A 24,968-nucleotide genomic window follows, 5' to 3' on the forward strand; every position below is an offset into this window, starting at 1 on the left:
TTAGAAGCCCCACTCCGGCAGGTCACTGGAAGCCTGGTAGCCGCCACGACGGTCGTCGCGGTCATCGCGGTGAGCACCACGGTAGTTGCGGTTTTCCTGCGTACGCGGTGTCGGGTTATCGGTGAACAGACCACCGCTGTTCGGGTTGGTGCGCGGGACAAAGCGGTCGCGATCCTCACGCTCGCGCGGCTGTGCGACCGGGCGCTCTTCCTCCACACGCGGGGCCGGAGCGCCGAGGTTGTCACCGCCCGGCAGTGCGCTGCCCTGTCGCGGTGCCTGCTCAGCGGCCGGACGCGCCTCGGCATCCTGTGCAGCCGGACGTGCAGCGGCACCTGCAGCTGGCTTGTCCAGCGGGTTGCCGTTACCCTGCTCAAAACCGGTAGCAATCACAGTGACGCGAACTTCGTCACCGAGGTTGTCGTCGATAATGGTACCGAAGATGATGTTGGCATCCGGATCAGCCTTTTCCTCCACGATGGACGCGGCGGCGTTGACCTCCATCAGGCCGAGATCGGAGCCACCGGCGACGGAAATAAGCACACCCTGTGCACCATCCATGGTGGACTCCAGCAGCGGGGAGTTAATGGCCTGAGTCGCGGCATTCATCACACGGTCGTCGCCGCGTGCGGAGCCAACGCCCATCAGAGCCGAGCCAGCCTCAGCCATTACCGAGCGGACGTCGGCGAAGTCGACGTTAATCATGCCCGGAATGGTAATCAGGTCAGTAATACCCTGGACACCGTTGTAAAGAATCTCGTCGGCAAAGCGGAACGCGTCCATCATGGACAGATCCTGCTCACCAATCTGCAGCAGACGCTGGTTCGGAATGGTGATAAGGGTGTCACAGACCTCCTTGAGGGTTTCAATGCCCTCAGCGGCCTGGCGCGCACGGCGCTTGCCCTCGAAGTCGAACGGCTTGGTTACCACGCCGACGGTCAGGGCACCGGACTTCTTGGCGATGCTCGCGACAACCGGAGCTGCACCGGTACCGGTTCCACCGCCCTCACCTGCGGTAACGAAGACCATGTCGGCGCCCTTGAGGGTCTCTTCAATCTCGTCCTTGTGGTCTTCCGCGGAAGTGCGGCCAACCTCGGGGTTAGCGCCAGCTCCCAGACCACGAGTTGCCTCACGCCCAATGTCGAGCTTGACATCAGCGTCGGAGAACATCAGGGCCTGCGAGTCGGTGTTGACTGCGATAAATTCGACACCCTTCAGCCCCTCCTCGATCATGCGGTTGACAGCATTGACGCCACCGCCGCCGACACCGACGACTTTGATAACGGCGAGGTAGTTATTCGGGGAGGTCATTGCGCGTTTCTCGCCCTTTCCTATAGGTCCTAAATAATTTCATCTAGCCACGTTGCACATGGGCCGCACGACAGCATTGGCACCGCCGGGCAGTACAGCTCTCCATGACACCGCACGGAAGAAGTGCATCATGGCCGAAAAGCTGTTGACCCCATTGTGGTCGAAAACTGCAAATAATTCAGCGACCTTTTAGCGCGTGTCGCTACCTTAAACCTGCACTTGAGGGATAGTGTTTAGCCACAGAAATCACTCCAGACACCACCATTCTCTACTCTCCCTTAGCAGCGGGTAGTCGGGGGTTGGAGACATTCCAAATCTTCTCGCCACGGTTCAGCACAATCTCCGTCGCGCGTGCCTTTTCTGCCGCATTATCCGAGGACCCGAAGTACACCTCGTATCCATCGGTCAGAAATAGCTTGATCTCTGCCTCGGAAGGAGCGCTAATCCGCTCCACACGGTGTGCAACGGGCTCTGGCAACGCCTTGACGACGTTCAAAACCGCCTTGATAACGCGCGGTTCGGGGTCAACTTTGCCGTCTGTTGGCTCATCCACACGAGGTGCATCAACAACCTCGATGACACCCGCCGGCGGGGCTGCCGTGACGAACTCCTGACCATTTGCGGAAAACAGATGCTCTCCGTCAGTGGCACGGACAAACACCACCGGGGTGAATTCTCGTACCGAAATAGTCACGCCCTGCGGCCACGAACGACTGACAGTCACGCTATCGACCCACGGCTGCCCCGCCACGGAGCGCGCTGAGGCATCCGTGTCCAAGCGAATGAGCTTTTGATTCTCGGAGATACCACTGGCCTCGACAATCGCGTCTTTATCCCCGTGGACGACGCCCTCAACATCGATGTTTTTCACAACCAGCCACGGCGAAAACCACACCACCGCTGCAACGATGGCGATAATCGCGACCAGGCCACCGCCGACGAGCCAGCCGCGTCGCGGGGCGCGCGCTGAACGCCGACGCCGCGACGCTGTTGCGCCCCGGCCTGCACCGTCGGTCTGCTGAGATTGCTTTCGGCTGGTTTTCACAGTGCTACGACTCCACCTGTTCGTCGTTGTCTCCGCTGAGCTCGCGCACGATTTCGTCGGCAAGCATCGTCACAGAGCCAGCGCCGATGGTCAGGATGACGTCGTGCGGTTCGGCGATTTCGCGAACGCGAGCCGGGACGCTGGTGAAATGCGGCTCATACGTCACAGGGATGGTCATTTTGTTGGCAATGAGCGCGCCGTCGACGCCCGGCAGTGGCTCCTCGCGGGCGCCGAAGACATCGAGCAATACGGCCTTGTCCGCCAGAGACAGGGCGGCAGCGAACTCGTCGGCAAAGTTGCGAGTACGCGAGTACAAGTGAGGCTGGAACACAGCGATGACCTTGCCACGACCGGCCTCGGTGACCAACTCCCGAGCTGCGCCGAGAACTGCGGAGACCTCGGTCGGGTGATGCGCGTAGTCGTCGTAGATACGAGCGCCAACAAATGGCCCCTCGCCGATACTGCCGTGGTAGTCAAAGCGGCGACGGACACCGGTGAATTCACCGAGACCGCGCGCCATACGCCCCAAATCTGCCCCGACGCAGTCGCCACCGACCATTGCAGCCAGCGCGTTGAGCGCCATGTGACGGCCGGGCTGATGAAGTTCAAACCTCACCGATGTCGAGCCAACAGTGGCCTCCACGCGGGCACCACCACCGACCGGAGTCCAGCCGTGCAAAACGGCACCGACCGGCAGCGTCGGGTGTTGAGCCAAGGCTTCTTCCCCACCATAAGCCAGCACGTTAATGCCGCGCTCCACCGCGCGCTCGCCCAATGCGGCCGCATGCGGATCCTCAGCACAGATGACCAGATGACCGCCATCCTTAATGCGCTCTGCAAAAGCGTCAAAGACGGCGTAGTAGGTCTCGTCGTCACCGAAAAAGTCAAGGTGATCGGGCTCGATGTTGGTAATTACGGCCACTTCCGGCTGGTAGGTCAACAACGAGGCATCCGACTCATCGGCCTCAGCAACAAAGACATCGCCACTGCCCTGGTGAGCATTGACACCGGCCTTGCTCATCAGACCGCCAACGGCAAAAGACGGATCCAAACCAGCTGCCTGCAAAGCGGCGACGGTCATCGACGTAGTCGAGGTCTTGCCGTGAGTACCGGCAATCAGGAGAGCCTTGGAGTCCTGCATCAACAGCGCTAACACATCGGAGCGCTTGAGCACCGGAATGTCCAGCTCATGTGCACCGGCCAGCTCCGGATTCGTCTTCGGAATAGCTGCGAAGGAAATGACCACTGCGTCCGGCAGCTCTCCCTCGCCAGCAAGCTCAAGATTCGCACGGTCATGCCCAATGGCGATGGTGGCTCCCATCGCACGCAGTCCCACCACCGCGCGGGACTCCTTGACATCGGAACCGGTAACACGAATGCCACGCGCCAACAGGATGCGAGCGATACCGGACATACCGGCACCGCCAATGCCAATCATGTGGACACTTGCGGGCAGCTCTCCCGTTACCGGCTGAAAGTCATCGAAATTAACGTTCATGTTTATGCTCGCTTTACTTCTTAGAGTTCACAGCCGCAGACAGCACCCGACGGGCGATGTTCTCCGCAGCGTTACCATGTCCAATGTTGGCCAGGGCGCGGCGCCCGTCGGCAAGCTTTTCTGGGGACGTGACCAGCGGAATCACGATATCCGAAACTGATGCCGCAGTCAGCGACTCGTCGGCGATGAGAATACCGCCACCAGCATCGATGACATCGTTGGCGTTGAGCGCCTGTTCCCCATTTCCGTGTGGCAGCGGTACATACACCGCAGGCAAGCCGACAGCTGAGACTTCAGCCACCGTCATCGCACCGGAACGGCACAAAATCAGGTCAGCGGCGGAGTACGCCAAATCCATCCGGTCGATGTACGGCACAGCGACATAGGGGGCGTCCTCGCGGATGGACTCGACCTCGACGTGATTCTTCTTGCCGTAGGCATGCAGTACAGATACACCGGCGTTGGCGAGCTCTGCGGCTGCACCGGTAACAGCTTCGTTGATGGAACGTGCCCCCTGCGAACCACCGGTGACAAAGAGCACCGGTCCCTCCTGCGGTAAACCGAAGAACTCGCGGGCTTCGGCACGCTTGGCGTCGCGGTCCAACGCCGCGAGACTGGCACGCACGGGATTGCCAACGACCTCGGCCTTCAGACCAGAGCCAGTCACGGCGGCCAAGCCGACGCCCCCGAGTGCGACACCGAGCTTATTGGCCAGGCCCGCACGGGCGTTGGCCTCGTGAACCAGGAACGGAATCTTCTTCCCCGCACGGCACGCCATGTAGGCCGGTGCCGATACGTAGCCACCAAAGCCGATGACCGCATCAGCGTCAATGCGCTTGAAAACCTTGCGGGTCTCACGCACCGCACGAGCGACGTTGAGAGGCAGCTTGAACAAATCCGCAGTCGGCTTGCGCGGCACCGGCACTGGCGGAATCAGCTCCAGGTCATAGCCTCGCGCCGGTACGAGGGTCGACTCCAACCCCCGATTCGTACCGAGTGCAATGACGCGGGCATCCGGCTGCAGTTTCAAAATCGCATCCGCCACAGCCAATGCGGGTTCGATATGGCCAGCCGTACCACCGCCGGCCACCACAATGGTCGGAGCAGAGCCATCTTCCTTAAGAAACTGCTCAGACTCCGAAGCGCCTTTCGCCCCAGCGGCTGCGCCCAGATTCTTGTCTGCCATGGTGTTATCGATTCCTCCTCCGCGGTGCTGAACCGCCGTTCCTATTGTTTCGGCCCGGGCGCTGGCGCGAACGCGACTGTCCGCCACGACCTTCGCCCCGAATCCTACTGCCCCGGCCTGAGCTTGACGACGACCAGGAGCCCTGTGACCGTCCAGTCCGCGGCGACCTCGCCGTAAATCCCCGCGTCCTTCCGTCGTCACTACGAGGGGAATAATCCACTTCGCGGCCACGAACACTGCCCGAGTTTCCGGAGCTTCCGGACGCTCGGAAGCCACGCTGCGGGGTGGCACCTCGGCCACTGCGGCTGCCTCCACTACGGCCGGCCCGGTTGGGTCGGTCAGCTCGGCCACTGTAGGTTTCCCGCACCTGCGCCCCCTCGCCACGTGGAGTACGCGCTCCACTGGTCACCACGGGCGGACCAAAGCGTTGCGGATCGCGATGGGCACGCACCTTCGGCGCGTGGCGACGCGATTCGTCATACGGGATTGGTTCCGGAATACCCAGGAACCTGTCCAGCCCCGGACGTCCCGAAGTCTGCATTGCAGAGACTGCCTCCGATTCGTGGCGGGCACATGTGGCCAGCAGACCCATCGAGAACAACGTCACCATCGCCGATGTACCACCGGCGGAAATCAGCGGCAGCTGCAGACCAGTCACTGGCAACGCACCAACGACGTAGCCGATGTTGATGAAAGCCTGCACCACGGTTGCAGCAGTAATCGTGCCCGCGAGCAGACGGAGAAACGGATCGTTCTGACGACCGGCGATACGAAGTCCCACCCAGCCGAGCGCTGCGTAGAGCAAAATAACCATCAGCGCGCCGAGGAAACCAGTCTCCTCACCGATAATGGCGAAAATGAAGTCATTCTTCGCCTCCGGTAGGTATCCCCACTTCGCGCTCGACTGACCGAGACCGACACCGGTGAGAGAGCCGTCGGCAAGCGAAAGAAAGCCTTGGTAGGACTGGTAGGCATCGCCCTGCACGTCGTTGAAGTTACCAAGCAGCGAGTCCAAGTAGACCCTGATTCGCGCCGAACGGAAACCCGCGGTGACGGTAAAAATCACCAGGGCGAAAGCCGCAGCGGCAAGCAGCCCGGTGATGAATACGCGCGGCAGGCCAGCGAACCACGCCAACGCCACCACGACGAACGCCATGGAAGCAACCATGCCGAGGTCACGCTGCAGCATCACCAGTGCCAATACCACGAAGCTGACCGCACCGAACAGCCCGAACAAATCGGTATAGGACACAGCAGTGCGGACCTTTTCAGCCAGCAGCTTCGAACCCCACAGTGCCAGCGCGATCTTCGCGATTTCTGACGGCTGCATGGTGATACCACCAATACTCAGCCACGAACGCGCACCGGTTTCCTCCAGGCCGATGCCGATACCAGGGATAATCACCAAAACCAGCAGCACAAAGGACAAAATCAGCGCTGCTGTCGATAGCGAGCGAATCAATTCCACCCGCATTCGCAGCACGATCCACATGGAGATGAGACCCGCCACCACCATGACCAGCTGACGGATGAACACCGACCACACGCTGCCCGAGTCATTACCCGCGCTGGCCATGGATGCCGACAGCACCATCACCAGTCCGATTGACGTCAGCAGCGCGACGATAATCATCAGTAGGTGGTAGTCGAACAGCGGACGCGACTTCCAGTCGTTAAAACGCTCCACCCACGCCGGCCGCTCTCGAGCACTAGAGCTAGACGACGAGGGCCGCTGTGAACTGGTAGCCTTCGTCCCCTTTTGTGCCGTCGCGGCACTAGCGCTTAAATTACGAGCCTTGCGGGAGTTATCCATCAGTTGACGTCACCTTCTGCGCCCATTGCGCGAACAAGTCGCCACGTTCAGCCATTCCGGAGTACATGTCCAAGCTGGCGGCAGCTGGTGCCAACAGCACCACATCCCCAGGGTTGGCATATTCACTAGCTGCCATACAGGCCTTTGCCATGGCATCAACCTTGTCGGTGTCATCAATGACAACGACCGGCACAGCAGGTGCGATGCGGGAGAGCGCATCGCTGACTAGTTGCCTATCGACGCCCAGAACCACGGCGGCCTGCAGGCGATGAGCATGCTTCGCCACTAGCGGAGAGATTTCCGCGCCCTTGAGCTGACCACCGACGATCCAAACGACACGCTCATGACCGGACAGTGCAGCGTCGGCAGCGTGGGGGTTGGTGGCCTTGGAGTCATCAATCCACACGACATCATTTGCCTTATGGACAATCTGACCGCGGTGTGCGCGAACTTCGAAAGTCTCCAATGCCGCTGCAATTTGCTCCGGTGAGGTACCGATACTGCGCGCCATCGCAGTGGCGGCCACCGCGTCGAGAACACCTGCCCGGCCGGGAGGAGAAATTCCCGCTACCGGTGCGATGACAATGCCCGGACCAGAGTCGTCAGCTGCGGCATCGCCGCCGCCAAAAGCGCGGTCGACAATCATGCCGTCGCGAACTCCGACCTGGTGTGCCTCCGGGGGACCATCGGTAAAGCCCACGACGGAGTTGCCGAGCTCGTCGTTTTTCAGCATCTTTTCCACGTGCTCGACGACATCTGCGTCATCCGCACCGTAGATTGCGACAGTACCGCGCAGCGCACGGGTCTTGTCCAGACCGTAGTTTTCGTAAGAACCGTGCCAGTCGATGTGGTCTTCCGCCAGGTTCAGCAGTACTCCCGCATCTGGGCGAATGTTTGGAGCCCAGTGCAGCTGGAAGCTGGACAGCTCTGCGGCCAAGACCTCGATACGAGGCTCAGCAGTCAGTGCGTCGTACAGAGCCACACCAATGTTGCCCACAGCTGCGCCCTGCTCCCCGAGCATGGCGGCCAGCATGGAGGTGGTTGTGGTCTTGCCGTTAGTGCCGGTGACTACCAGCCAGGTACGTTTCGGCCCCCACAGCTGGGCACAGTCGCCGGCGAAAGCCAGCGCCACATCGCCGAATACCGGGACACCGGCCTCAGCGGCGGCGCCGAACAGCGGACTGGTCGGACGCCACCCTGGCGAGGTCACAATCGCAACCGCGTCGGCAAGCTCGTCGCGAGCGTCTGCGGTCGTGACATGCCGAACCGAAAAGTCAGCGGCAACCAGTGCGCCGAGAGCGGAATCGTCCACGACGACAACTTCCGGACAGCCGATGTCCTTGAGCATCGCAATGGCACCGCGACCGGAAACTCCGGCTCCTGCCACCAGAACTCGACCAGAGCGCACCGTAGCGACTAAGTCGAGATTTCGGATATCGGTGAGGTTGGTCGGGTCTGGTGAGTTAATCATTGAAATACGCCTACCTGAGAGAGCCAGTCACTGTAGAAGATGGCTGCGCCAATCATGTTGAAAATGCCTGCGAGTAGCCAGAAGCGAACGACAACAGTTGTCTCCGCCCAACCTCCGTTTTCGAAGTGGTGATGGAGAGGAGCCATGCGGAATACGCGCTTGCCAGTCGTCTGGAAAACCGCGATCTGGATTGCCACGGAAGCAACTTCCATCACGAAGATGAAGCCAATGATAACCATCAGCAGCTCAGTCTTGGTGACAAATGACAGACCCGCTACCAAACCGCCAAGAGCCAGCGAACCGGTATCTCCCATGAAGATCTTTGCCGGCGCTGCATTCCACCACAGGAAGCCCAAACAGGCGCCCAGACCCGCGACGGAAATAACGGCGATATCCAGCGGATCGCGGACGTTGTAGCAACCGCTGCCCAGCGAAGCCTCGCAAGAGTTACGGAACTGCCAGAAGGAAATCAGCGTGTAGGTGGCCAGTAGCAGCGCGGTGGCGCCAGCGGCCAGGCCGTCAAGGCCATCAGTGAGATTGACGGCATTCGTCCATGCGGCAATGACGATGAAGACAAATACCAGGAAGACAATCATGCCGAACCACACAGGCCCCGGTGCCAGATTCAGGAACGGAATATCTCGAATCAGCGACAAGCTCGTCGAACCGGGAGTCAAGCCAGACGCATCCGGGAACTGCAGCAGCAGCACGCCGAAAATCAGCGCTGCCGCCAGCTGCCCAACCAGCTTCGCTGTCTTGTTCAGCCCCAGGTTGCGTCCTTTGTAGAGTTTGATGAAGTCATCGGCAAAACCCAATGCGCCCATCGCCAGAACAAGGAACATCACCAACAGACCGGAGGCGGACGGCCCCACGCCAGTCTGGATATACGTAACGAGGTGTGAGAGGAAATAGCCAGCGACGATTGCGGCGATGATGGCGATGCCGCCCATAGTCGGAGTTCCCCGCTTGCGCAGGTGGCTCTTCGGCCCTTCTTCACGAATCTCCTGGCCAAGACCTTCAGCAGAGAATTTGCGAATAAGCACTGGTGTTAAAAAGACACTCACCAGGAATGCAATCGCACCACTGAGAATAAGTTGAATCACTTACTTTTCCTCTCCGCTTTCACCTTCGGGCGTAGTCCCAACCTTGGCAGCCAGCGAGTCCGCGACCCGCCACATACCGTCCGCATAGGAGGCCTTGACTAACACCACATCGTCCGGACGCACCTCGGCCGCCACCAAATCCGCGGCAGTGGATGTATCCGGCACCCTAGAAGTATTTAACCCCAACTCTTCCGCTTTGTCGGCCAGGGCATGCACATTAGAACTCTCTCCGACTGCAATTAGTCGATCGATGCCGCGGCCCACAAGGTACTCGCCAAGCGACGAGTGCTCATCTTCAGCGGAATCACCAAGCTCACCCATCTGTCCCAGCACGGCCCACGATGAGGCGTCCTGGTGCGTTGGGCTAGCTGCTGTACGTGCCAGAGCGTCAATCCCCGCACGCATCGAATCAGGGTTGGCATTATAGGAGTCGTTAATGACGACGATATTGCCAGTGAGCTGCTGGACATCCATGCGCCGCTCTGACGCTGCCACATGCGCGGCCATCGCCTTTGTGACCTGCTCAGCATCAATACCGGACTCCACTGCCACCGCAATCGCCGCCAGGGCATTGGCCACTTGGTGCGCACCATAGACCTGCAGTTGGATCGGGAATGTACGCCCATCCGGTACATGCAGGTCAAAAGATGCACGAGCAAAATCATCGAGCTGCACATTCGTGGCGCGGTAATCCGCGGTTGCGTGGCGTTCGGAGTTCTCATCGGCAGAGAAGAACACCACCTTCGCCTGGGTACGCGGAGCCATGCCAGTGACGTAGTCATCGTCGGCATTGAGTACGGCCACACCGCCCTGCTCCGCAGCCGGCAGCGCTTCCACGAGCTCGCCCTTAGCCTGCGCGATTGCCTCGCGCGAGCCAAACTCACCAAGGTGCGCCGTGCCAACATTGAGCACCGCACCGATCGTCGGTGGCGCGATGCGCGCCAGGTGGGCCACATGCCCAATTCCGCGTGCGCTCATCTCCGCAACCAGGTACTTCGTCTCCGGAGTGCACTGCAGCACCGTGTACGGATGCCCAATTTCGTTATTAAACGACCCCTTCGGCGCCACCGTCGGACCGTCGGTACGCAGCAGCGTCGCCATCATGTCCTTCGTCGACGTCTTTCCCGCCGAACCCGTGACACCGACAACATGCAGCTGATCCTTCTTCAGCTCGTCGACGACGTAACGCGCCAACTTACCAAGCGCTTCCAGCACCGCCGCCCCGGAACCATCCGGATCGTGTGCAAATGCGTCGGCATTGGAGTCCTGCTTACCAAGGGGCTTGACGACGACCGCAGGTTGCCCAACATCTCGTGCCGCCAGTGCCATCGTCGCTCCAGCGGCCACAGCCTGATCGATGAAGTCGTGGCCGTCGACACGCGCGCCCGGCAGGGCGAGGAAGAGCGAGCCTTCGCGAATCTTTCGGGAGTCGAATTCTGCGGGCTGAGTCACTGTGGCGTCATCATCGACGTGGACGAGTTCACCTCCCACGATGTGAGCGATTTCCGCGGCGGTCAGGGCAATCATGATGTCTATAGTCCTTGTTGGTTAGAGTTCCAGGCGCCTAGTAAAGGATGATTTCTTGATTTTATTCGCTTACCGCGAATGGTTCGCGGTAGGCATGTCAGGTGGTGCGCTTCCTCAGCGATTTCAGCAATCTCAATCAGCGGATCCCTCCAGTCGCTGTGTGAGTGCTTCGGCCAGCTGTTCACGGTCATCGAACGGGTGAATCACGCCACCGATATCCTGGCCGGTTTCGTGTCCCTTGCCAGCCACCACGATGCTGTCACCGCTGTGGGCGAGCTCGACGACACGGCGAATTGCCTGGCCGCGATCGCCGATTTCCTCAACAACCGTGTCAGAACTGGCCTTGCCGCTGGCAACGGCTTCCTTCGCACCGGCGACCACGGCCGCACGGATTTCAGAGGGCACCTCGGAGCGTGGGTTGTCATCGGTGATGATGACGACATCGGCACCGCATGCAGCCTCAGCTCCCATAATTGGACGCTTGGCACTATCGCGGTCGCCACCGGCGCCGACGACAACCAGCACGCGACCTTCGGTCTGTGCGCGCAATGTGGCCAACACCTCAGCTACTGCGGCTGGCTTGTGGGCATAGTCCACCACAGCCAAGAAGTCCTGTCCGCGGTCGATGCGCTCCATGCGGCCTGGCACACGCACCTGCGCCAGGCCGCTCTTGGCCGCGTCATTGGCATGCCCAATCGCATCGAGCACAGCCCATGCGACTGCGGCATTGGCAACGTTGAAAGCACCCGGCAGAGGAACTTCCACCTCAACTGTGTCAGTGTTGTTTCGCGTTAGCTCCACATGCTGGACACCGTTAGTGGCGACAGTGGCTGCAGCGGCGTGCCATTCTGCAAAGACCTCGACAGCTGGCGTCTTGTCGGTTACGCGATGCTGAGTATGGACAGTGGTGACTTGGACATCCGGGTCGCCGGCAGCGATATCTGCCATGCGGACCCCCCAGTCGTCGTCGATGCACACGACAGCCTTCGGTGCATGTGTCGGACCTGCGGGATCAAAGAGCTTGGCCTTGGCTTGGAAATACTCTTCCAAGGTCTTGTGGAAGTCCAGGTGATCCTGCGAGAGGTTGAGGAAACACCCGACGTCGAAACTGACTCCGTCGACACGCCCCAACGACAGTGCGTGAGAAGAAACCTCCATGACAACGTGCGTAACACCCTCGGAGAGCATCTGATGGAACAGGCGCTGGAGGGCCGGAGCCTCTGGGGTAGTCAGGCTCGACGGAACGGCACGGCCATTGATGCGCGTGCCGGTAGTACCAATGATGCCTGTCGAGCATCCAGCTGCCAGCAGCGCGCCCTCCAGCATGTAGGTCGTGGTGGTCTTGCCAGAGGTGCCGGTAACCCCAATGATGGTCAGTGAATCCGAGGGGTGATCGTAGATTTCTGCAGCAACGTGCCCCATGACGGCCCGGACATCGTCGACAACCAGGACTGGGCGCGTCTCCCCTGCTTCCCGCAGGATTTTCAGACCTTCCTCATCAGTCAGGATCGCTGTAGCAGCCGACTGCTGCGCGTAGCGCGCACCATGCGTGCGAGTACCTGGGACGGCAGCAAACATTCCGCCTTCAGGCACTTCGGCAGCGTTGAGTTCGATCGCGGCGATATCCGCTCCTGCCGCCGCGGATTCGGTAATACCGTCAAGTCGGCCATGCGCGAGGTTACACAATTTCGCAAGGGTGGCGGTCATTGGCTGTTCCCTCTTTCAAGTCAGTCGTTGGTGTACAACAAATTGGAAAAATTCAAGAGATTCACTTTGCAGAAACCAAAGTAATAAAAGTCTGTGTATTAGTGCTGTCGCGGTAACTTCATTGTGGTGGTGACCTCGTTACGGCTGCAGCAACAACTTGCCCTCGCGGGGTGGCGACGGCGGTACGTTGTAGCGGTTAAGCGCCCAAGCGGCGATGTCCTTAAACAGTGGGGCCGCTGACTGGCCGCCGTCACCATGGACACCACGCTGGGGTTCGTCAAGCATAATGCCAATGACGAAACGGGGATCGTCGGCAGGCGCGATGCCTGCAAACGTGATGTAGTACTTGGAATTCGAGTACGCGCCGGTGTCGGGGTCGACCTTCTGCGCCGTACCTGTCTTGCCTGTGAGCGAGTATCCCTCAATACTATTGCCGGCCGCGGTACCCGACTGCTGCCCCGTGGGATCAGACTGCATAACGCCTTCAAACATAGCGCGCACAGTTTGGGCGGTCTCCGGGCTAACCACACGCACTGTTTCCGGGCGCTCTGTTGCCGTCTTCGTGCCGTCCGGGGAAATTGTCGAACGAATCATACGCGGCGGGATGCGCTCGCCATCGTTGGCGATTGCCTGGAAAACTCCTGTCATCTGCAGCAGTGTCATGGCCATACCCTGACCGATGGGCAGGTTCGCAAATGTACCGCCGGACCACTGCGGACGCTGCGGCACCAAGCCGGACGATTCACTGGGCAACTCGATACCCGTGGACTGCCCCAGCCCGAAGAGATGCAGCATCTCAGCGAAGCGGTCCTGCCCCAAACGCTCTGCCAGCATTAGGGTGCCGACATTGGAGGACTTGCCGAATACACCGGTCGTCGTGAAAGCTTCCGTGCCGTGCTCCCATGCATCGCGCACGGTGACACCCGCCATATCAATCGTGCCCGGGACCTGCAGAACCTCATCCGGTGTGGTCTTGCCATCTTCGATAGCGGCCGCGGCGGTAATGATCTTTGCTACAGAGCCCGGCTCAAATGGGTTCGATACAGCGGAGTTTCCGATAGTGCGCCCCTCTTCGAGCTCGGCCCCCATATCCTTATTCGGGTTAGCCGTGTCCGCCTGCGCCATTGCAAGCACTTCGCCGGTCTTCGCGTCGAGCACGACTGCCGACGCATCCTTCGCTCCCGAGTTGGCCTTCGCCTGGTTGACCTGCTGCTGGACAAAGTACTGCATGTCTAGGTCCAGGGTCAGCTCGTAAGTCGTACCGTCCACAGCTGCGTGGACATCGCGCGTGGATCCCGGGATTGCCACACCGTTAGAGGCAATATCAATGGTCTTGCCACCGTTAATACCCTGCAAAGTGGCATCACGAGAGGCTTCAAAGCCGAACTGGCCGACGCCATCCATGCCAATCTTGCCGATGACGTTCGCCGCCGTCGCCCCATTCGGGTACTGGCGAATATCCTGACGCTCCGCCACCAGTTCCGGATACTTTTCCACGATGGCAGCGGCCTTGTCCGGGTCGACATTACGCACGAGTACCTCATAGGTGCTGTCCTCATTGCGCAGCTTCTCTAGAATGTCCTTCGAGCTCACCCGGGACGGCGCGCTCATCACCGAGTTCTCCTCGGTTTCGGGTTCCGCTTGACGACGGCGACTGCTTCCCGACTTCTCCGCGTCGATGTCGGCCACGTCGAGTAGCTTCGGCAAATCCTTGGCGATCTGCTCGAGGCGTTCATCGTAGGCAGCGACATCATCCGGGCGCTGCTTATGTGCGTCCCCAATCCACTTGCGCAAAGTGTTCGGGTGCACGGTAATACTGCGTGCCTCCATCGTGAAGGCAAGCTGAGCTCCATTACGGTCGAGAATCGCACCGCGCCGAGCTGCATCAACAACTTCCACCGTGCGCTGATTCTGTGCCGCCGCCGACAGGTCAGGACCTGCGACGAGCTGCACCCAAGCCAAACGGGAGACCAGCACTACAACTGCGATAGCGCCTATAAATTGCAGCCAGTTGCGACGCCGGATGAAGTCCTTATTACTAATGCGCATTTTTTCGCGCGGGGGCACGCTTCGGTTGGTATTAGCATCGAGCCCCCGGCTGCGCTGACCATCCCGAACGCGACTTTGGCCTCTGCGCTCACGGGATGTAATTCGGTAAGCACGTTCGCCGAAGTCATACCCCCCTCCACGGTTGGGGTAGTCGTCTTCAGATCGAATCATGCGCTAGTGCTTTCTACTAAGTCGATTCTCCCGCGCGCGATAACGTTAGGCGGTATTCCCTGCCATCGCGAGTACTGAATTAATTAGTCTACAGTCGCCTGACCAGAAACAGTGGAACCGCCAGAATATCGGACAGTTGGCCAGTTTGGCCCAGTTTGTTTTCTAAGTTCCTACGGTGCTGGAGCTGGCTCGGGTGCCGGAGCTTCCGGCGCTTCCGGCGCTTCCGGCGCCGCGACTGGCGCTTCTGGGGCTGGCGCTGGCGCTTCAGCCTCAGGCGCGGGTGCCGGAGCCGGCGCAGGTGCTGGTGCGGGCTCATGGTTCTGCGGCGCATACGGAGCGGTTGCCGGCAACCCGTTCGGACGTGGGTGCGCTTCCTCAATGGCCGGTGCCTGCATCCCCGGAACATTCTCGGTGTCCTTCGGGTTCGACGACGGCGCATGCGGAACATTCGGCGACTCACTGTTGAGGTCGATAATCTTCTGCTGCTTCTCATCGCCCGGTCGCACTTCCACGACCTTGCCTTCCGGATCAGTCGTCAAAACGGCAGGCTGCTCCGGATTGACCATGCCCTCTTCCACAGCACGCTGCGCGATAGCACCGGTTGACTTCATGTAAGCAACATCCCGCTCGAGCACCTCCAGCTGGTTACGCAGCTCCTTTTCCTTGGTCTGCGCAGCATCCAGCTGCAAGGATGTCGAGGTCGAAATACCCGACAGCCACATCGCCGCCACGATTCCGGCAACGACGAGAATAATCATCACGGCCGCACCGGCAAACTTGTGGTTATCCCTCGAGGACGTCGTAACGCGACGCCCACGCACCGAGATGACCTGCTGAGAACCTGTGCGCCCAAACCGCCTGCGCTGATAAAGATCCTGTTTCGTGCGGGCGCTGCGGCCGCGCTGACGAGTCTTCGTCTTGGCACCGGCGACGGTTGCAGATGCGCCGCGGGAGGTGCGCCGGGTGGGGGCGTGCTCCGTGATTGTCGTTGCCATGCTCGAAAGTTCTCCCAGTACTTAGATTGTGAAGGGTGCGTTTGGTGCGGTTGAAAGGTTTGGGTCAATCGGCTCGAATTCGCTCGATACAGCGAACTCTCACCGGTGCGGCTCGGGGGTTGTCTTCGATCTCGCTTGCCGACGCCTTTTCCGCACCTCTCGTGATGAGAGCAAAGTGCGGTTCATGCCCCGGAAGCTCCATCGGGAGCCCCGGTGGGGTTGTCGACTTCACGCGCTCCGCAAAGTCCTTCTTGACGATGCGGTCTTCCAGGCTCTGGTAGCTCATGAACACTGCACGCCCATCGACTGCGAGTGCATCGCAGACCTGTGGCAGTACATTTTCCAGAGCTTCAAGCTCACGATTTACCTCGATACGAAGAGCCTGAAACGTACGCTTGGCCGGGTGTCCGCCCTTGCGGCGAGATGCCGCCGGAATGGTTTCGTAGAGCAGCTCAACCAGACGGCCGGAGGTCGTAAACGGTTCCTTCTCCCGCTCACGCAGGATTGCCGAGGCGATCTTGCCGGCGAAGCGCTCGTCGCCGTAGGTCGATAGGATGCGCGCGATATCACCGTGCGAATAGGTATTGAGCACATCCGCTGCGGTAATCCCCTGGCTTGCATCCATGCGCATGTCCAGCGGGGCGTCGACTCGGTAGGCGAATCCACGATTGACCTGGTCAAGCTGCATCGAGGAAACACCGAGATCGAAAAGCGCACCTGCAATGCCCTTCTCAGCGGCGCGGGCGAGAATATCCTCCGCGCCACTTCCACCAGCGGCTGCAGGAATCTCACCACTGAGCACCTCGGCGAGCGAATCGAAACGCACACGGAAGGCTACAAAGCGATCACCGAAGCGCGCGAGACGCTCTTCTGCCCCTCGCAGTGCATTGTCATCGCGATCGAGTCCAATGACGCAGAGATTCGGGAACTGCTCCAGCAGATATTCCGTGTGCCCACCGGCACCAAGAGTGCCGTCGACAACTACTGCGTCGTCACCCAGTGCCTCGATGCCCGGGCGCAACAAATCAGTTACTCGATGAAGCAAAACGGGGACATGACCAAACTCGCCGGACTTGCGATCATCCGCAGGTGCCGATCCGTTCATTTCCCCCTCCTCACCGGGTATGTTTGCACTGGTCAGAGAATCTATCGAGTGTATTCCCGGTTTGCTTAACGACGAGTGCCGCGCCAGCAACCAGACCGCACCTCATGAGCACTACTGGGAATGCTGCTATCGGTGCTTAAAACAAAAAGCGGGGATGTTCACAGGGCCCCGCCTGACAGAACCTGGTATCGGGGAAGTACACCAGGGGCTATCAGGCAGAGTCCATGCGGACATTCCCTCTTTTCGGTTATTCCATGCGGTTTATAAAACGCCGAACAGCGAGTCATCCTCACCTTCGGAGAAATCAGCTTCATGCTCCGCCTGGTAGGCCTCCCAGGACTCTTTGTCCCAGATCTCCAGAAAGTCAATAGAGCCGATAACCACGCACTCCTTGGAGAGATTCGCGTACCGACGGTGATCCATCGATAACGTGATTCGCCCCGAACCATCGGGCCGCTGCTCATCGGTGCTCGCCGCAAGATTTCGGATGAAAGCTCGCGCCTTGGCATTCGTACGAGAGGCCTTAGTAGCCCGCTGAGCTAATTTGACGAACTCCTCTTTCGGATACACCGCCAGAGAATGATCCTGTCCCTTAGTGACCATCAGGCCACCTGCGAGATCCTCGCGGAACTTCGCCGGCAACGTCAGGCGCCCTTTGTCATCAAGCTTCGGCGTATAGGTGCCCAGAAACATGCGTCACTGGCCTCCTATCCCCGTGTCAACCTCAATGTCAACGCACAAACGCTTACCGAATTCAGGGATTTAGGCGTTGCCTTCAAGCAGAGCCGGAGGGCTGTGCTTTCCCGCTGTGCCAAAATCTCGCCAAACTTTAAGCGCAAATCGGATATTCACTTCTGCAATGTTGACCAACCTCAATCAACATCATGCCCCACTTTACCCCACTATCTGCCACTATCAACACAAGAAGGAGAAAAATAGTCACAGCATCAGCGCAACCCCACCGCCAGGACATCCATTTTAACCCAATTGACCTGGGATTTTAAAGAATCCTCTCGACAATTAAAGTGCGAATAAAAAGTGGGGCACCCACCCGCGACCACGCCGACAACGACGCCACACCAACCACATTGTTAACAGAAAGCAGTTTACGCCCCACTACCCACCACCTACCTGCTAGAAACTATCCAGATTGAACCTGATCGCCAGAATTAGCGCGTTGACCTGCAATTTTGTGTCGCCAGAGCCAAACATTCGGAAATACCAGCAACGACCGAAGATAAGAATTCCCTCACCCCAATAGCTAAGTGGAGGAAAGTGGGGACTCGGGGTGGGGCAAAGTGGGTGAGATCTTGTGGAGACGATTCACGTCTAGAAAAACAAAAAAGTGAGGGCAAGCCATCGCTGGCTTGCCCTCACTTGTTAATTCTTGAGGCTTATCCCCTAACGCCCCTCGAAGCGGCCACGGAAACGCGATTCCAACGTGGAATCACCAGAGGAGCCACGGCTACCCGAGGTCCCTCGACGACTCTTTGCCGCCCCGGACTTAGACTTTCCAAAGCTCAGCCCCGAAGCAGAACTAGCCTTCTCCTGCTTACCGGCACCGGTCAGAGCCCAAACGCCGGAACCGAACATAAGGCCAAAGCCGGCAACCGATAACACAATGAACCAATTGCTCACAGAGAAAAGAGCGACGCCGCCAATCAACATCAGCAGACCGAGGAGCATGAGCGCAAAAACCTGGATGGAAAACCCACGAGGTGCGCTGTTTTCCTCCGGAAAGCTGAACGCATTTCCGGCCATCGTCGAACTAAATTTAGGATCCTCAGCGTAGAGTGCAGACTCGATTTCGTCGAGCATCCGCTGTTCGTGCTCAGATAGTCCCACAATTCCTCCATCGCCTACTTGAGCATTGCCCACCGCGATACTGGCGAGCCTTGACCCCTCAACTAACAATGCCGATACAACAAAGTTAATTACAGGCCACGTGCTGCTAACGCGGCGTCCGTTAGCTTCATTCTTACCCCTTCAACGGGCGACTCACCTCTATTGTTCCATGAATCCGAACAATCCCCCATTTATTTAGGAAAGCAACGCTCTAACACGCCCCCACCGGCTTACGCAGCCGCGGACAGAACACCCAGCTCAGCCCGGACAGCCCCCAAGAATGCACAACTTAAATCCCACAACTCCTGCGCCCGCCGAGAGTCAATGCGACGCGAAATACCCAACCGGACTTCCTCACGCAGCGCGGTGAACTGCTCAAACTTGGTGACCCAGCTATCAAATTCGGGCTGCTCTTTCTTTAAACGCAACCAGGCACTCTGTGTTGCCGAACGACGACGCTTAACTACCGAGCCCGAACGAGCGCCCGAGCCAGAACCCCCAGCCACCGACACATCGTCGCGATTCAACAGCGCGCCTGCGCAACGCAGCGCCGCACAGTAGGAAAGCTCCAACATCTCATCAGAGCTGGCATTCCAAGCATTCGCTAGCAGAGCCTCTGCCCGCCCCAGCAGCTCCAGCGATTGCCTTGAGACACCGACCGGGGCGACCAAACCCGACTGCGAAATCGCCCTAAACTCCACCACGTTCGACCTTGCCACCACCCTGCTTCTCCTTTCACACAGCATTCACATGAGCACGGATTTTCCGCTTCCCCTTAGCGGGATTGACTGCAATCTATCCCCAACCCCGGACTACGCCAGGCATACTTTCGCACAACTGTTCGACTCGATGTTATTGCAGTAATCTCACAACTAAGTTCGTCTAAGTCGCTAATCTGGTCACTGTGAAATACAGCGTGGTTCCGATGACAGCAGGAGACTTCAATCTCCGCCTGCAAGAAGCAGTGGCTCTCTACATCACCGCGATGCAGTACAACCCCGCGATCTTGCCCGGTCGTCTCCACGAATGGCAGAAGCAAACCACTCAACCCGGCTTCATGGCTGCTGCAGCCATAGCTCACCCCGAAGAGCTCTCCCCTGCCCACGCTCTCCGCGACCCGCGCTGCAGGTTGGTCGGCATCGGCTACTGCCGTACAGGATTGGACACGCACTGGTGGTATCGCCAGGTAAGAGATGGACTGCTCATGGACGGGCGCTCGCTACCGGACGTCGTCAAGCTCTTGGGCAACTACGCCGAACTGTCTGAGATTCACATTCACCCCAGCTTTCAGGGGCGGGGACTCGGTAAACGGTTGCTCCACGAGTTGGTCGATTCCCGCCCGGAGACGCGAGTTCTGTTGTCAACCCCGGAATACCCGAATGAGGCCAATAGGGCATGGCAGCTCTACCGCCAATTTGGTTTCAAAGATGTTTTAAGGAACTTTTATTTCACAGGGGACTCTCGTCCCTTCGCAGTTCTAGGAGTAGATCTTCCCCGTGACATCATCACCGAGTGAACCTTCCACACCACGTCGACGGCTTTCGCCTCTGCGCATTGCCACAGCAATGGCCGGAATTGCCGCCATCTTGCCGCTCAGCGGCTGCTTTGACGCACAGGCTGGCATTACCATTTCCGGCGACGACAGAGTCTCGGGCACAATTCACGTAACACCCACGGAGGAAGTCCGTTCCCAATTTGAGCAGTGGCAAGTACCGGAAGATCTCTCCGACCGCGTCTCGCAGGGAGTAATCGACTCCTCCACAGGAAAGATGGAAGTCTCGTTCAACGAGCTGCACTTCATTGAACTCACCGATACGCTCCGACAGCTTTCCGACGATCGCGTAGACATCGACCTAGACCGTACCGGTGGCGGCAAGATTTCGATGAACGGCCACATGGATTTGACTCACCTGCCCGGCGCGAAGGTTGATTTCGTCGTCGCGTTCCCGGAGCAGGTTACTGACTCCAATGGCCGCCAGACCGAACCGAACAAGGTGGAATGGCAGCTCGCCAGTGGCGAGAACCATAATGTATGGGCTTCGTCGCCGGCTGGATCCACCAAGCGGAATCAATTCCTATTATTTGCCGGTGTGACCACAGCCGCCGGTGTCCTAGCCTCAGTGCTAGGTGTCCTGTGGGCGCGAAGAGTTCGCGACATGCAGGACTTTTAGCAATTAAAAACCGCCGCGCAGCATATCCTGGCCGGTGCCCCATTCGGGCGCCATGCCGAGGTTGTGCAAAACTTCCTGGGAGGCGCGAGCGAAGTTCATAGTCATAAAGTGCAGCCCCGGCACGCCTTCGGCGATGAGCCGCTCTGCCATGTTGGTCGAAAACTCGATACCAATCTTGCGAATCTCATCTTTATTGGCCTGCTCGTCACCATCTGCTGCCTTAATCAGGCGTTCCTCCAAATCGGATGGCAACTGTGCCCCGGAGAGCTCAACCTGCCTGCGCACTGAGCGCAGCGATGTAATCGGCATCAGCCCCGGAATGATGGGCTTGGCACCGTGCACTGGGTCGGCTTCCACCAGGCGGTCTCGAAGGCGCAAGTAGTGCTCAATATCGAAGAACATCTGCGTAATCGAGTATTCGGCTCCCGCGCGCAGCTTGGCCAGCGTGTACTGCGTGTCATGGTCCAAATCCGGCGAGCGGTAATGTCCCTCCGGGAACGACGCAATGCCGATTTCAAATTTCTCGAACTCCGGCTCGGCCTTAATTAGCTCAATCAGTTCGCTGGCGTAGTGCAGACCGCCCTCGGTCTCCACCCAAGGGCCAAGCGGGTCTCCCGGCGGGTCACCACGCAGAACGAGCAGATTCGTCAGCCCCGCGCTGAGATAAGAGCGCAGGATTTCCCGCAGCTCGTCGACAGTGTGCTCTACCAATGTCAGGTGCACAAGCGTTGTAAGCGGCTGCCTCGAAACGCGCTGGGCGATTCGCAGGGTGCGGTCGCGGCTAGAACCACCGGCGCCGTAGGTCACGGATGCAAAGGAGGCACCAAGATCATGGAAAGCCTCAGCTGCTCGGAGAAGACGTTCCTCGGCCGCGTCGTCACGCGGGGGCATGAACTCGACCGAGAAGGGAATACTGCCCGCGCTCGGCATTGAAAGCGCCTGGCGGATTGTCACTTGGCGGCCTGGCGACAGTGGCATTGTTGAGGACATAGTCACTCATACTAAGCGGTGTCCTATTCTTGAGTCAGCATTACCCGTCATCGACGAGAGGCTCACATGAGCGAAGAACTGGATTTGGCCGCGCTACAGCCCCGCGAAGTACCAGCTACTGTTACCAAAACGCTGGAGAATTACCTCAAAAGCCGTGGCGACGATGTCGCGTCGGTCGATGCGGTGTACACCGAGGCCATAGATTCGCTCCACTCCTTCGTCCTCAATGGGGGCAAGCGCGTGCGTCCAGCCTTCGCCTGGCAGGGGTGGTTGGGGGCAGGCGGCCTCGAAGGCCGTTTCTCCCCAGCCGAGGATTCCCTGGCTGTGATGAACGCGGTGAGTGCCTTGGAACTCATTCAAGCCTGCGCACTCATTCATGACGACATCATCGATGACGCTGATACGCGCCGTGGCGCACCGACTATCCACAAGGTATTCGAGGCCAAGCACGAGGCCAATAGCTGGAATGGAGCCGCCGACCGCTTCGGTATTTCCGCCGCGATTCTCATTGGCGATGTCGCCCTGACCTGGGCTGATGACATGATGCACTCTTCAGGCCTCAGCTCGGAGGCGCTAACCCGCGCACTTGTCCCCTGGCGGGCGATGCGCACTGAAGTACTTGGCGGCCAACTGCTCGATATCACGGCCGAAGCCAGCCGGGACAGTCGCGTCGAGACCGCTGAGAAAATCAATCTGTTCAAGACCGCCGCCTACACCATCGAGCGGCCGCTCCACATTGGTGCTGCGATTGCCGGCGCCCCAGCGGAATTGGTTGAGGCCTACCGCAGCTTCGGCCGCGATATCGGTGTGGCATTCCAGCTCCGCGACGATCAGCTGGGTGTTTTCGGCGATCCCGAAGTCACGGGCAAGCCTGCCGGCGATGACCTCCGCGAGGGCAAGCGAACCGTACTGGTCGGCCAGGCTTTAAGCCTCTACCTCGATTCCGCACCTGAAAAGGCCCGCTTTATCGATGAACGCCTGGGAGCGGTCTCGTCTGCTGCAGATATTGATGAGCTACGAAATCTCATCGCTGATTCCGGCGCTGCCGATGCCGTCGAACGTGAAATTGACCGCCTGACCAGCCGCGCTTTCTCCACTATCGAGAATGCCGACCTGCCTGCAACGTCGCGCGAGAACCTCATTGCTATGGGCGTTCGCGCCACCGCTCGTCAGCATTAGACCAGGTGTTGCGTAGTCATGCCCGCTGCTTCCCCCACTCGTGCCCCCATTAATTCCCCGCGTCTGCGACGTGCGGTCACTCGTCCTCATAAGGGCTCCAAACCACGACTGACCATCATCGGCGCAGGCCTGTCCGGACTTACCGCCGCGCTCTACGCCATCGCCGATGGCTACGATGTCACCGTTGTCGAGCGGGGAAGTTTCGTCGGCGGACGCTGCGCCAGTGAACCCATCACAGTCGATATCGACGAGCAATCGCTCACCGCAGTCTTCGACACTGGCGCAACTGTATGGACCATGCCCTCGCTTGTCGACGATGCCCTCGCCGCCGTCGGCCTCTACGCGCGCGATATCGACCCGGGTTTTTCGGCCTCCCCAATCACGCCCACCTACCGTGCGGAATTTGCCACCCGCGGCGGACTCGACGTGTTTTCCAACGAAGACATGATGGCCGATGAACTCGCGCGCTTCGGTGCCTCTGACTCCACCGTCGCCGGTTACCGCAAACTTCGCACGTGGCTGCAAACTCTCTTCAATGCCTGCTTCGACAACTTCATGTCCCGCAGCTTTGACCGCGTTACGGACCTATTCACCGGGCCCGGCGCGCTTCGCGACCTCACTACGCTCCTCCGACTCGGTGCCTTCGGCGCCCTCGAACCTAAGATTCGTGCCTTCCTCGGAGATAATGATCTCGCTCGCGTTTTCAGCTTCCAGGCGCTTTACGCAGGTGTGCCTCCCGCTAAGGCCCGTGCGGTCTACGGCTGCATTTCCCACATGGATACCTCGATGGGGGTTTACTATCCGCACTCCCCCGCATTTGGTTCGGGTATAGGCGCCGTCAGCGAGTTGCTCGCCGAGGCCGTCCGTCGAGCTGGCGGAACCATCGACTTCGGCGTTGATGTCACTGGGCTGAAAGTTGACGAAGCAGGCTTTGTCTCCGCCATCACCACCGCAACTGGCGAGCGTCCCACCGATGCCGTCATCGCTACGACCGATTTACCTGTGGTGCAGAGCTGGCTTCACGACGCGGCTACCTCTGCCGCCGGTAGCTCATCGAAGCGGCGAGGCCTTCGGAGCGTCGTAAAGCGGACGGGAGCGCGACGGTTGTTCCCAGTTCGATTTTCTCCATCGGCGGTGGTGGCGCACGGGCTGATTCCGGTTTCGGAGACTGCGACGTGGCCGAAGCGGCATCACCTGATTTCGTTTGGCGAAAAGTGGAACGAAACCTTTGAGGAGATCTCGTCACCGCGTCATGGAAAGCTAATGTCGGACCCATCATTGCTGGTCACCCGGCCTGCGGTGAGCGCGCCGGAGCGTATTGTCACAGATGCGAACGGCGTGCAGTGGGAGCCCGTCAGTGTGCTCGCGCCGTGCCCCAACTTGCAGTCGGCCAATCTGATCTGGTCACGAATCGGTGGGGACTACATTGCGAAAATAACCGCTGAGCTGGAGCGGCGCGGACTGACCGGGATTTCTACGAAGTGGCGAGTCGGTCGGATCGATACCCCTCAGCAGTGGCAAGAACGCGACATGGGCGTTGGCTCGCCGTTTGGGCTGGCGCATCTGTTCCGACAGACGGGGCCGTTCCGTCCCCGCAACTTCTCTCCGAAGATGCCAAAGAATCTGACGCTGGCGGGATCGACGACGGTGCCGGGGGTTGGCGTGCCGACGGTCATGATTTCGGGACGACTTGCGGCACAGCGGTTTGAAACGCCTTAGCTCATGAATGTCTCCCGGATGTCTGCCGGTGGTCACTGACCAACTAGGATTAATGCATCAGCAATGTATCGATTGTTTAGGTTGAC

Annotated in this window: 20 protein-coding genes; 4 read left to right on the plus strand and 16 right to left on the minus strand. The window is 59.3% G+C overall.

The window, feature by feature from the left end; genetic code table 11:
• The 15 genes from ftsZ to HMPREF2751_RS05160 form a co-directional block, all read right to left on the minus strand.
• Positions 1–1,308 (minus strand): cell division protein FtsZ, encoded by a 1,308-nt coding sequence (gene ftsZ, locus HMPREF2751_RS05090; protein WP_016422996.1) that lies wholly within the window; start codon positions 1,306–1,308, stop codon positions 1–3.
• Between the two features lie 268 nt (positions 1,309–1,576).
• Positions 1,577–2,353 carry a cell division protein FtsQ/DivIB gene (locus tag HMPREF2751_RS05095; protein WP_016422997.1) on the minus strand — a complete coding sequence of 259 codons (777 nt, stop codon included), beginning with the start codon at positions 2,351–2,353 and terminating at the stop codon, positions 1,577–1,579.
• Between the two features lie 4 nt (positions 2,354–2,357).
• Positions 2,358–3,851 (minus strand): UDP-N-acetylmuramate--L-alanine ligase, encoded by a 1,494-nt coding sequence (murC, locus tag HMPREF2751_RS05100; RefSeq protein ID WP_016422998.1) that lies wholly within the window; start codon positions 3,849–3,851, stop codon positions 2,358–2,360.
• Positions 3,852–3,864: 13 nt separating this feature from the next.
• Entirely contained in the window at positions 3,865–5,037 is a 1,173-nt protein-coding gene (gene murG / locus HMPREF2751_RS05105; protein ID WP_070595606.1) for an undecaprenyldiphospho-muramoylpentapeptide beta-N-acetylglucosaminyltransferase, read from the minus strand.
• A 4-nt stretch (positions 5,038–5,041) separates the two neighbouring features.
• Positions 5,042–6,850 (minus strand): putative lipid II flippase FtsW, encoded by a 1,809-nt coding sequence (gene ftsW / locus HMPREF2751_RS05110; protein WP_049190464.1) that lies wholly within the window; start codon positions 6,848–6,850, stop codon positions 5,042–5,044.
• Positions 6,843–8,321: a UDP-N-acetylmuramoyl-L-alanine--D-glutamate ligase gene (murD, locus tag HMPREF2751_RS05115; protein WP_049190466.1), complete on the minus strand. Its 1,479-nt coding sequence runs from the start codon at positions 8,319–8,321 to the stop codon at positions 6,843–6,845. The genes ftsW and murD overlap by 8 nt, the downstream gene beginning before the upstream one ends.
• Positions 8,318–9,424, minus strand: a complete 1,107-nt coding sequence (mraY, locus tag HMPREF2751_RS05120; RefSeq protein WP_016423002.1) for a phospho-N-acetylmuramoyl-pentapeptide-transferase — start codon at positions 9,422–9,424, stop codon at positions 8,318–8,320. The genes murD and mraY overlap by 4 nt, the downstream gene beginning before the upstream one ends.
• On the minus strand, positions 9,425–10,951 hold the full coding sequence (gene murF / locus HMPREF2751_RS05125; protein WP_049192948.1) for a UDP-N-acetylmuramoyl-tripeptide--D-alanyl-D-alanine ligase: 1,527 nt from the start codon (positions 10,949–10,951) through the stop codon (positions 9,425–9,427).
• A 132-nt stretch (positions 10,952–11,083) separates the two neighbouring features.
• Complete coding sequence (locus tag HMPREF2751_RS05130) at positions 11,084–12,658, minus strand: UDP-N-acetylmuramoyl-L-alanyl-D-glutamate--2,6-diaminopimelate ligase (protein ID WP_070595608.1); 1,575 nt, start codon at positions 12,656–12,658, stop codon at positions 11,084–11,086.
• Between the two features lie 138 nt (positions 12,659–12,796).
• The gene (locus HMPREF2751_RS05135; protein WP_083304411.1) at positions 12,797–14,878 is read right to left on the minus strand and encodes a peptidoglycan D,D-transpeptidase FtsI family protein; all 2,082 of its coding nucleotides are present in this window, start codon (positions 14,876–14,878) and stop codon (positions 12,797–12,799) included.
• A 170-nt stretch (positions 14,879–15,048) separates the two neighbouring features.
• A complete protein-coding gene (locus tag HMPREF2751_RS05140; RefSeq protein ID WP_070595612.1) occupies positions 15,049–15,873 on the minus strand; it encodes a cell division protein FtsL in 825 nt (274 codons plus the stop codon).
• Between the two features lie 64 nt (positions 15,874–15,937).
• Complete coding sequence (gene rsmH / locus HMPREF2751_RS05145; protein ID WP_049170260.1) at positions 15,938–16,978, minus strand: 16S rRNA (cytosine(1402)-N(4))-methyltransferase RsmH; 1,041 nt, start codon at positions 16,976–16,978, stop codon at positions 15,938–15,940.
• Positions 16,979–17,239: 261 nt separating this feature from the next.
• Positions 17,240–17,671, minus strand: a complete 432-nt coding sequence (gene mraZ, locus HMPREF2751_RS05150) for a division/cell wall cluster transcriptional repressor MraZ (RefSeq protein ID WP_005510286.1) — start codon at positions 17,669–17,671, stop codon at positions 17,240–17,242.
• Positions 17,672–18,379: 708 nt separating this feature from the next.
• Positions 18,380–18,823 carry a DUF3040 domain-containing protein gene (locus tag HMPREF2751_RS05155; protein WP_016423008.1) on the minus strand — a complete coding sequence of 148 codons (444 nt, stop codon included), beginning with the start codon at positions 18,821–18,823 and terminating at the stop codon, positions 18,380–18,382.
• A 230-nt stretch (positions 18,824–19,053) separates the two neighbouring features.
• Positions 19,054–19,542: an SAV_6107 family HEPN domain-containing protein gene (locus tag HMPREF2751_RS05160; protein WP_049170259.1), complete on the minus strand. Its 489-nt coding sequence runs from the start codon at positions 19,540–19,542 to the stop codon at positions 19,054–19,056.
• A gap of 206 nt (positions 19,543–19,748) precedes the next feature.
• Here HMPREF2751_RS05160 and HMPREF2751_RS05165 point away from each other — a divergent pair, with 206 nt between their 5' ends.
• Both HMPREF2751_RS05165 and HMPREF2751_RS05170 read left to right on the plus strand, forming a co-directional pair.
• Entirely contained in the window at positions 19,749–20,339 is a 591-nt protein-coding gene (locus HMPREF2751_RS05165; protein ID WP_049170258.1) for a GNAT family N-acetyltransferase, read from the plus strand.
• A complete protein-coding gene (locus HMPREF2751_RS05170; RefSeq protein WP_016423011.1) occupies positions 20,320–20,994 on the plus strand; it encodes an LppM family (lipo)protein in 675 nt (224 codons plus the stop codon). The genes HMPREF2751_RS05165 and HMPREF2751_RS05170 overlap by 20 nt, the downstream gene beginning before the upstream one ends.
• A 3-nt stretch (positions 20,995–20,997) precedes the next feature.
• On the opposite strand, the gene metF is transcribed toward HMPREF2751_RS05170, so the two are convergent.
• The gene (gene metF / locus HMPREF2751_RS05175) at positions 20,998–21,984 is read right to left on the minus strand and encodes a methylenetetrahydrofolate reductase [NAD(P)H] (RefSeq protein ID WP_016423012.1); all 987 of its coding nucleotides are present in this window, start codon (positions 21,982–21,984) and stop codon (positions 20,998–21,000) included.
• Between the two features lie 66 nt (positions 21,985–22,050).
• Here metF and HMPREF2751_RS05180 point away from each other — a divergent pair, with 66 nt between their 5' ends.
• Together HMPREF2751_RS05180 and crtI are read left to right on the plus strand one after the other, a co-directional pair.
• On the plus strand, positions 22,051–23,163 hold the full coding sequence (locus HMPREF2751_RS05180) for a polyprenyl synthetase family protein (RefSeq protein WP_049170256.1): 1,113 nt from the start codon (positions 22,051–22,053) through the stop codon (positions 23,161–23,163).
• Between the two features lie 18 nt (positions 23,164–23,181).
• A complete protein-coding gene (gene crtI, locus HMPREF2751_RS05185) occupies positions 23,182–24,882 on the plus strand; it encodes a phytoene desaturase family protein (protein ID WP_070595614.1) in 1,701 nt (566 codons plus the stop codon).
• The last annotated feature ends 86 nt before the right edge of the window (positions 24,883–24,968 follow it).

It is taken from the genome of Corynebacterium sp. HMSC063G05, assembly GCF_001810555.1.
GTDB lineage: Bacteria > Actinomycetota > Actinomycetes > Mycobacteriales > Mycobacteriaceae > Corynebacterium > Corynebacterium jeikeium_D.

What these genes read in the sequence shown, in the direction of transcription:
- HMPREF2751_RS05165 (WP_049170258.1), top strand. Translation starts at nt 19,749, where the DNA reads ATGACAGCAGGAGACTTCAATCTCCGCCTGCAAGAAGCAGTGGCTCTC.
- ftsW (WP_049190464.1), bottom strand. Translation starts at nt 6,850, where the DNA reads ATGGATAACTCCCGCAAGGCTCGTAATTTAAGCGCTAGTGCCGCGACG.
- HMPREF2751_RS05180 (WP_049170256.1), top strand. Translation starts at nt 22,051, where the DNA reads ATGAGCGAAGAACTGGATTTGGCCGCGCTACAGCCCCGCGAAGTACCA.
- mraZ (WP_005510286.1), bottom strand. Translation starts at nt 17,671, where the DNA reads ATGTTTCTGGGCACCTATACGCCGAAGCTTGATGACAAAGGGCGCCTG.
- crtI (WP_070595614.1), top strand. Translation starts at nt 23,182, where the DNA reads ATGCCCGCTGCTTCCCCCACTCGTGCCCCCATTAATTCCCCGCGTCTG.
- murG (WP_070595606.1), bottom strand. Translation starts at nt 5,037, where the DNA reads ATGGCAGACAAGAATCTGGGCGCAGCCGCTGGGGCGAAAGGCGCTTCG.
- metF (WP_016423012.1), bottom strand. Translation starts at nt 21,984, where the DNA reads ATGTCCTCAACAATGCCACTGTCGCCAGGCCGCCAAGTGACAATCCGC.
- HMPREF2751_RS05135 (WP_083304411.1), bottom strand. Translation starts at nt 14,878, where the DNA reads ATGATTCGATCTGAAGACGACTACCCCAACCGTGGAGGGGGGTATGAC.
- murC (WP_016422998.1), bottom strand. Translation starts at nt 3,851, where the DNA reads ATGAACGTTAATTTCGATGACTTTCAGCCGGTAACGGGAGAGCTGCCC.
- rsmH (WP_049170260.1), bottom strand. Translation starts at nt 16,978, where the DNA reads ATGAACGGATCGGCACCTGCGGATGATCGCAAGTCCGGCGAGTTTGGT.
- ftsZ (WP_016422996.1), bottom strand. Translation starts at nt 1,308, where the DNA reads ATGACCTCCCCGAATAACTACCTCGCCGTTATCAAAGTCGTCGGTGTC.
- murD (WP_049190466.1), bottom strand. Translation starts at nt 8,321, where the DNA reads ATGATTAACTCACCAGACCCGACCAACCTCACCGATATCCGAAATCTC.
- murF (WP_049192948.1), bottom strand. Translation starts at nt 10,951, where the DNA reads ATGATTGCCCTGACCGCCGCGGAAATCGCTCACATCGTGGGAGGTGAA.
- HMPREF2751_RS05140 (WP_070595612.1), bottom strand. Translation starts at nt 15,873, where the DNA reads ATGGCAACGACAATCACGGAGCACGCCCCCACCCGGCGCACCTCCCGC.
- HMPREF2751_RS05130 (WP_070595608.1), bottom strand. Translation starts at nt 12,658, where the DNA reads ATGACCGCCACCCTTGCGAAATTGTGTAACCTCGCGCATGGCCGACTT.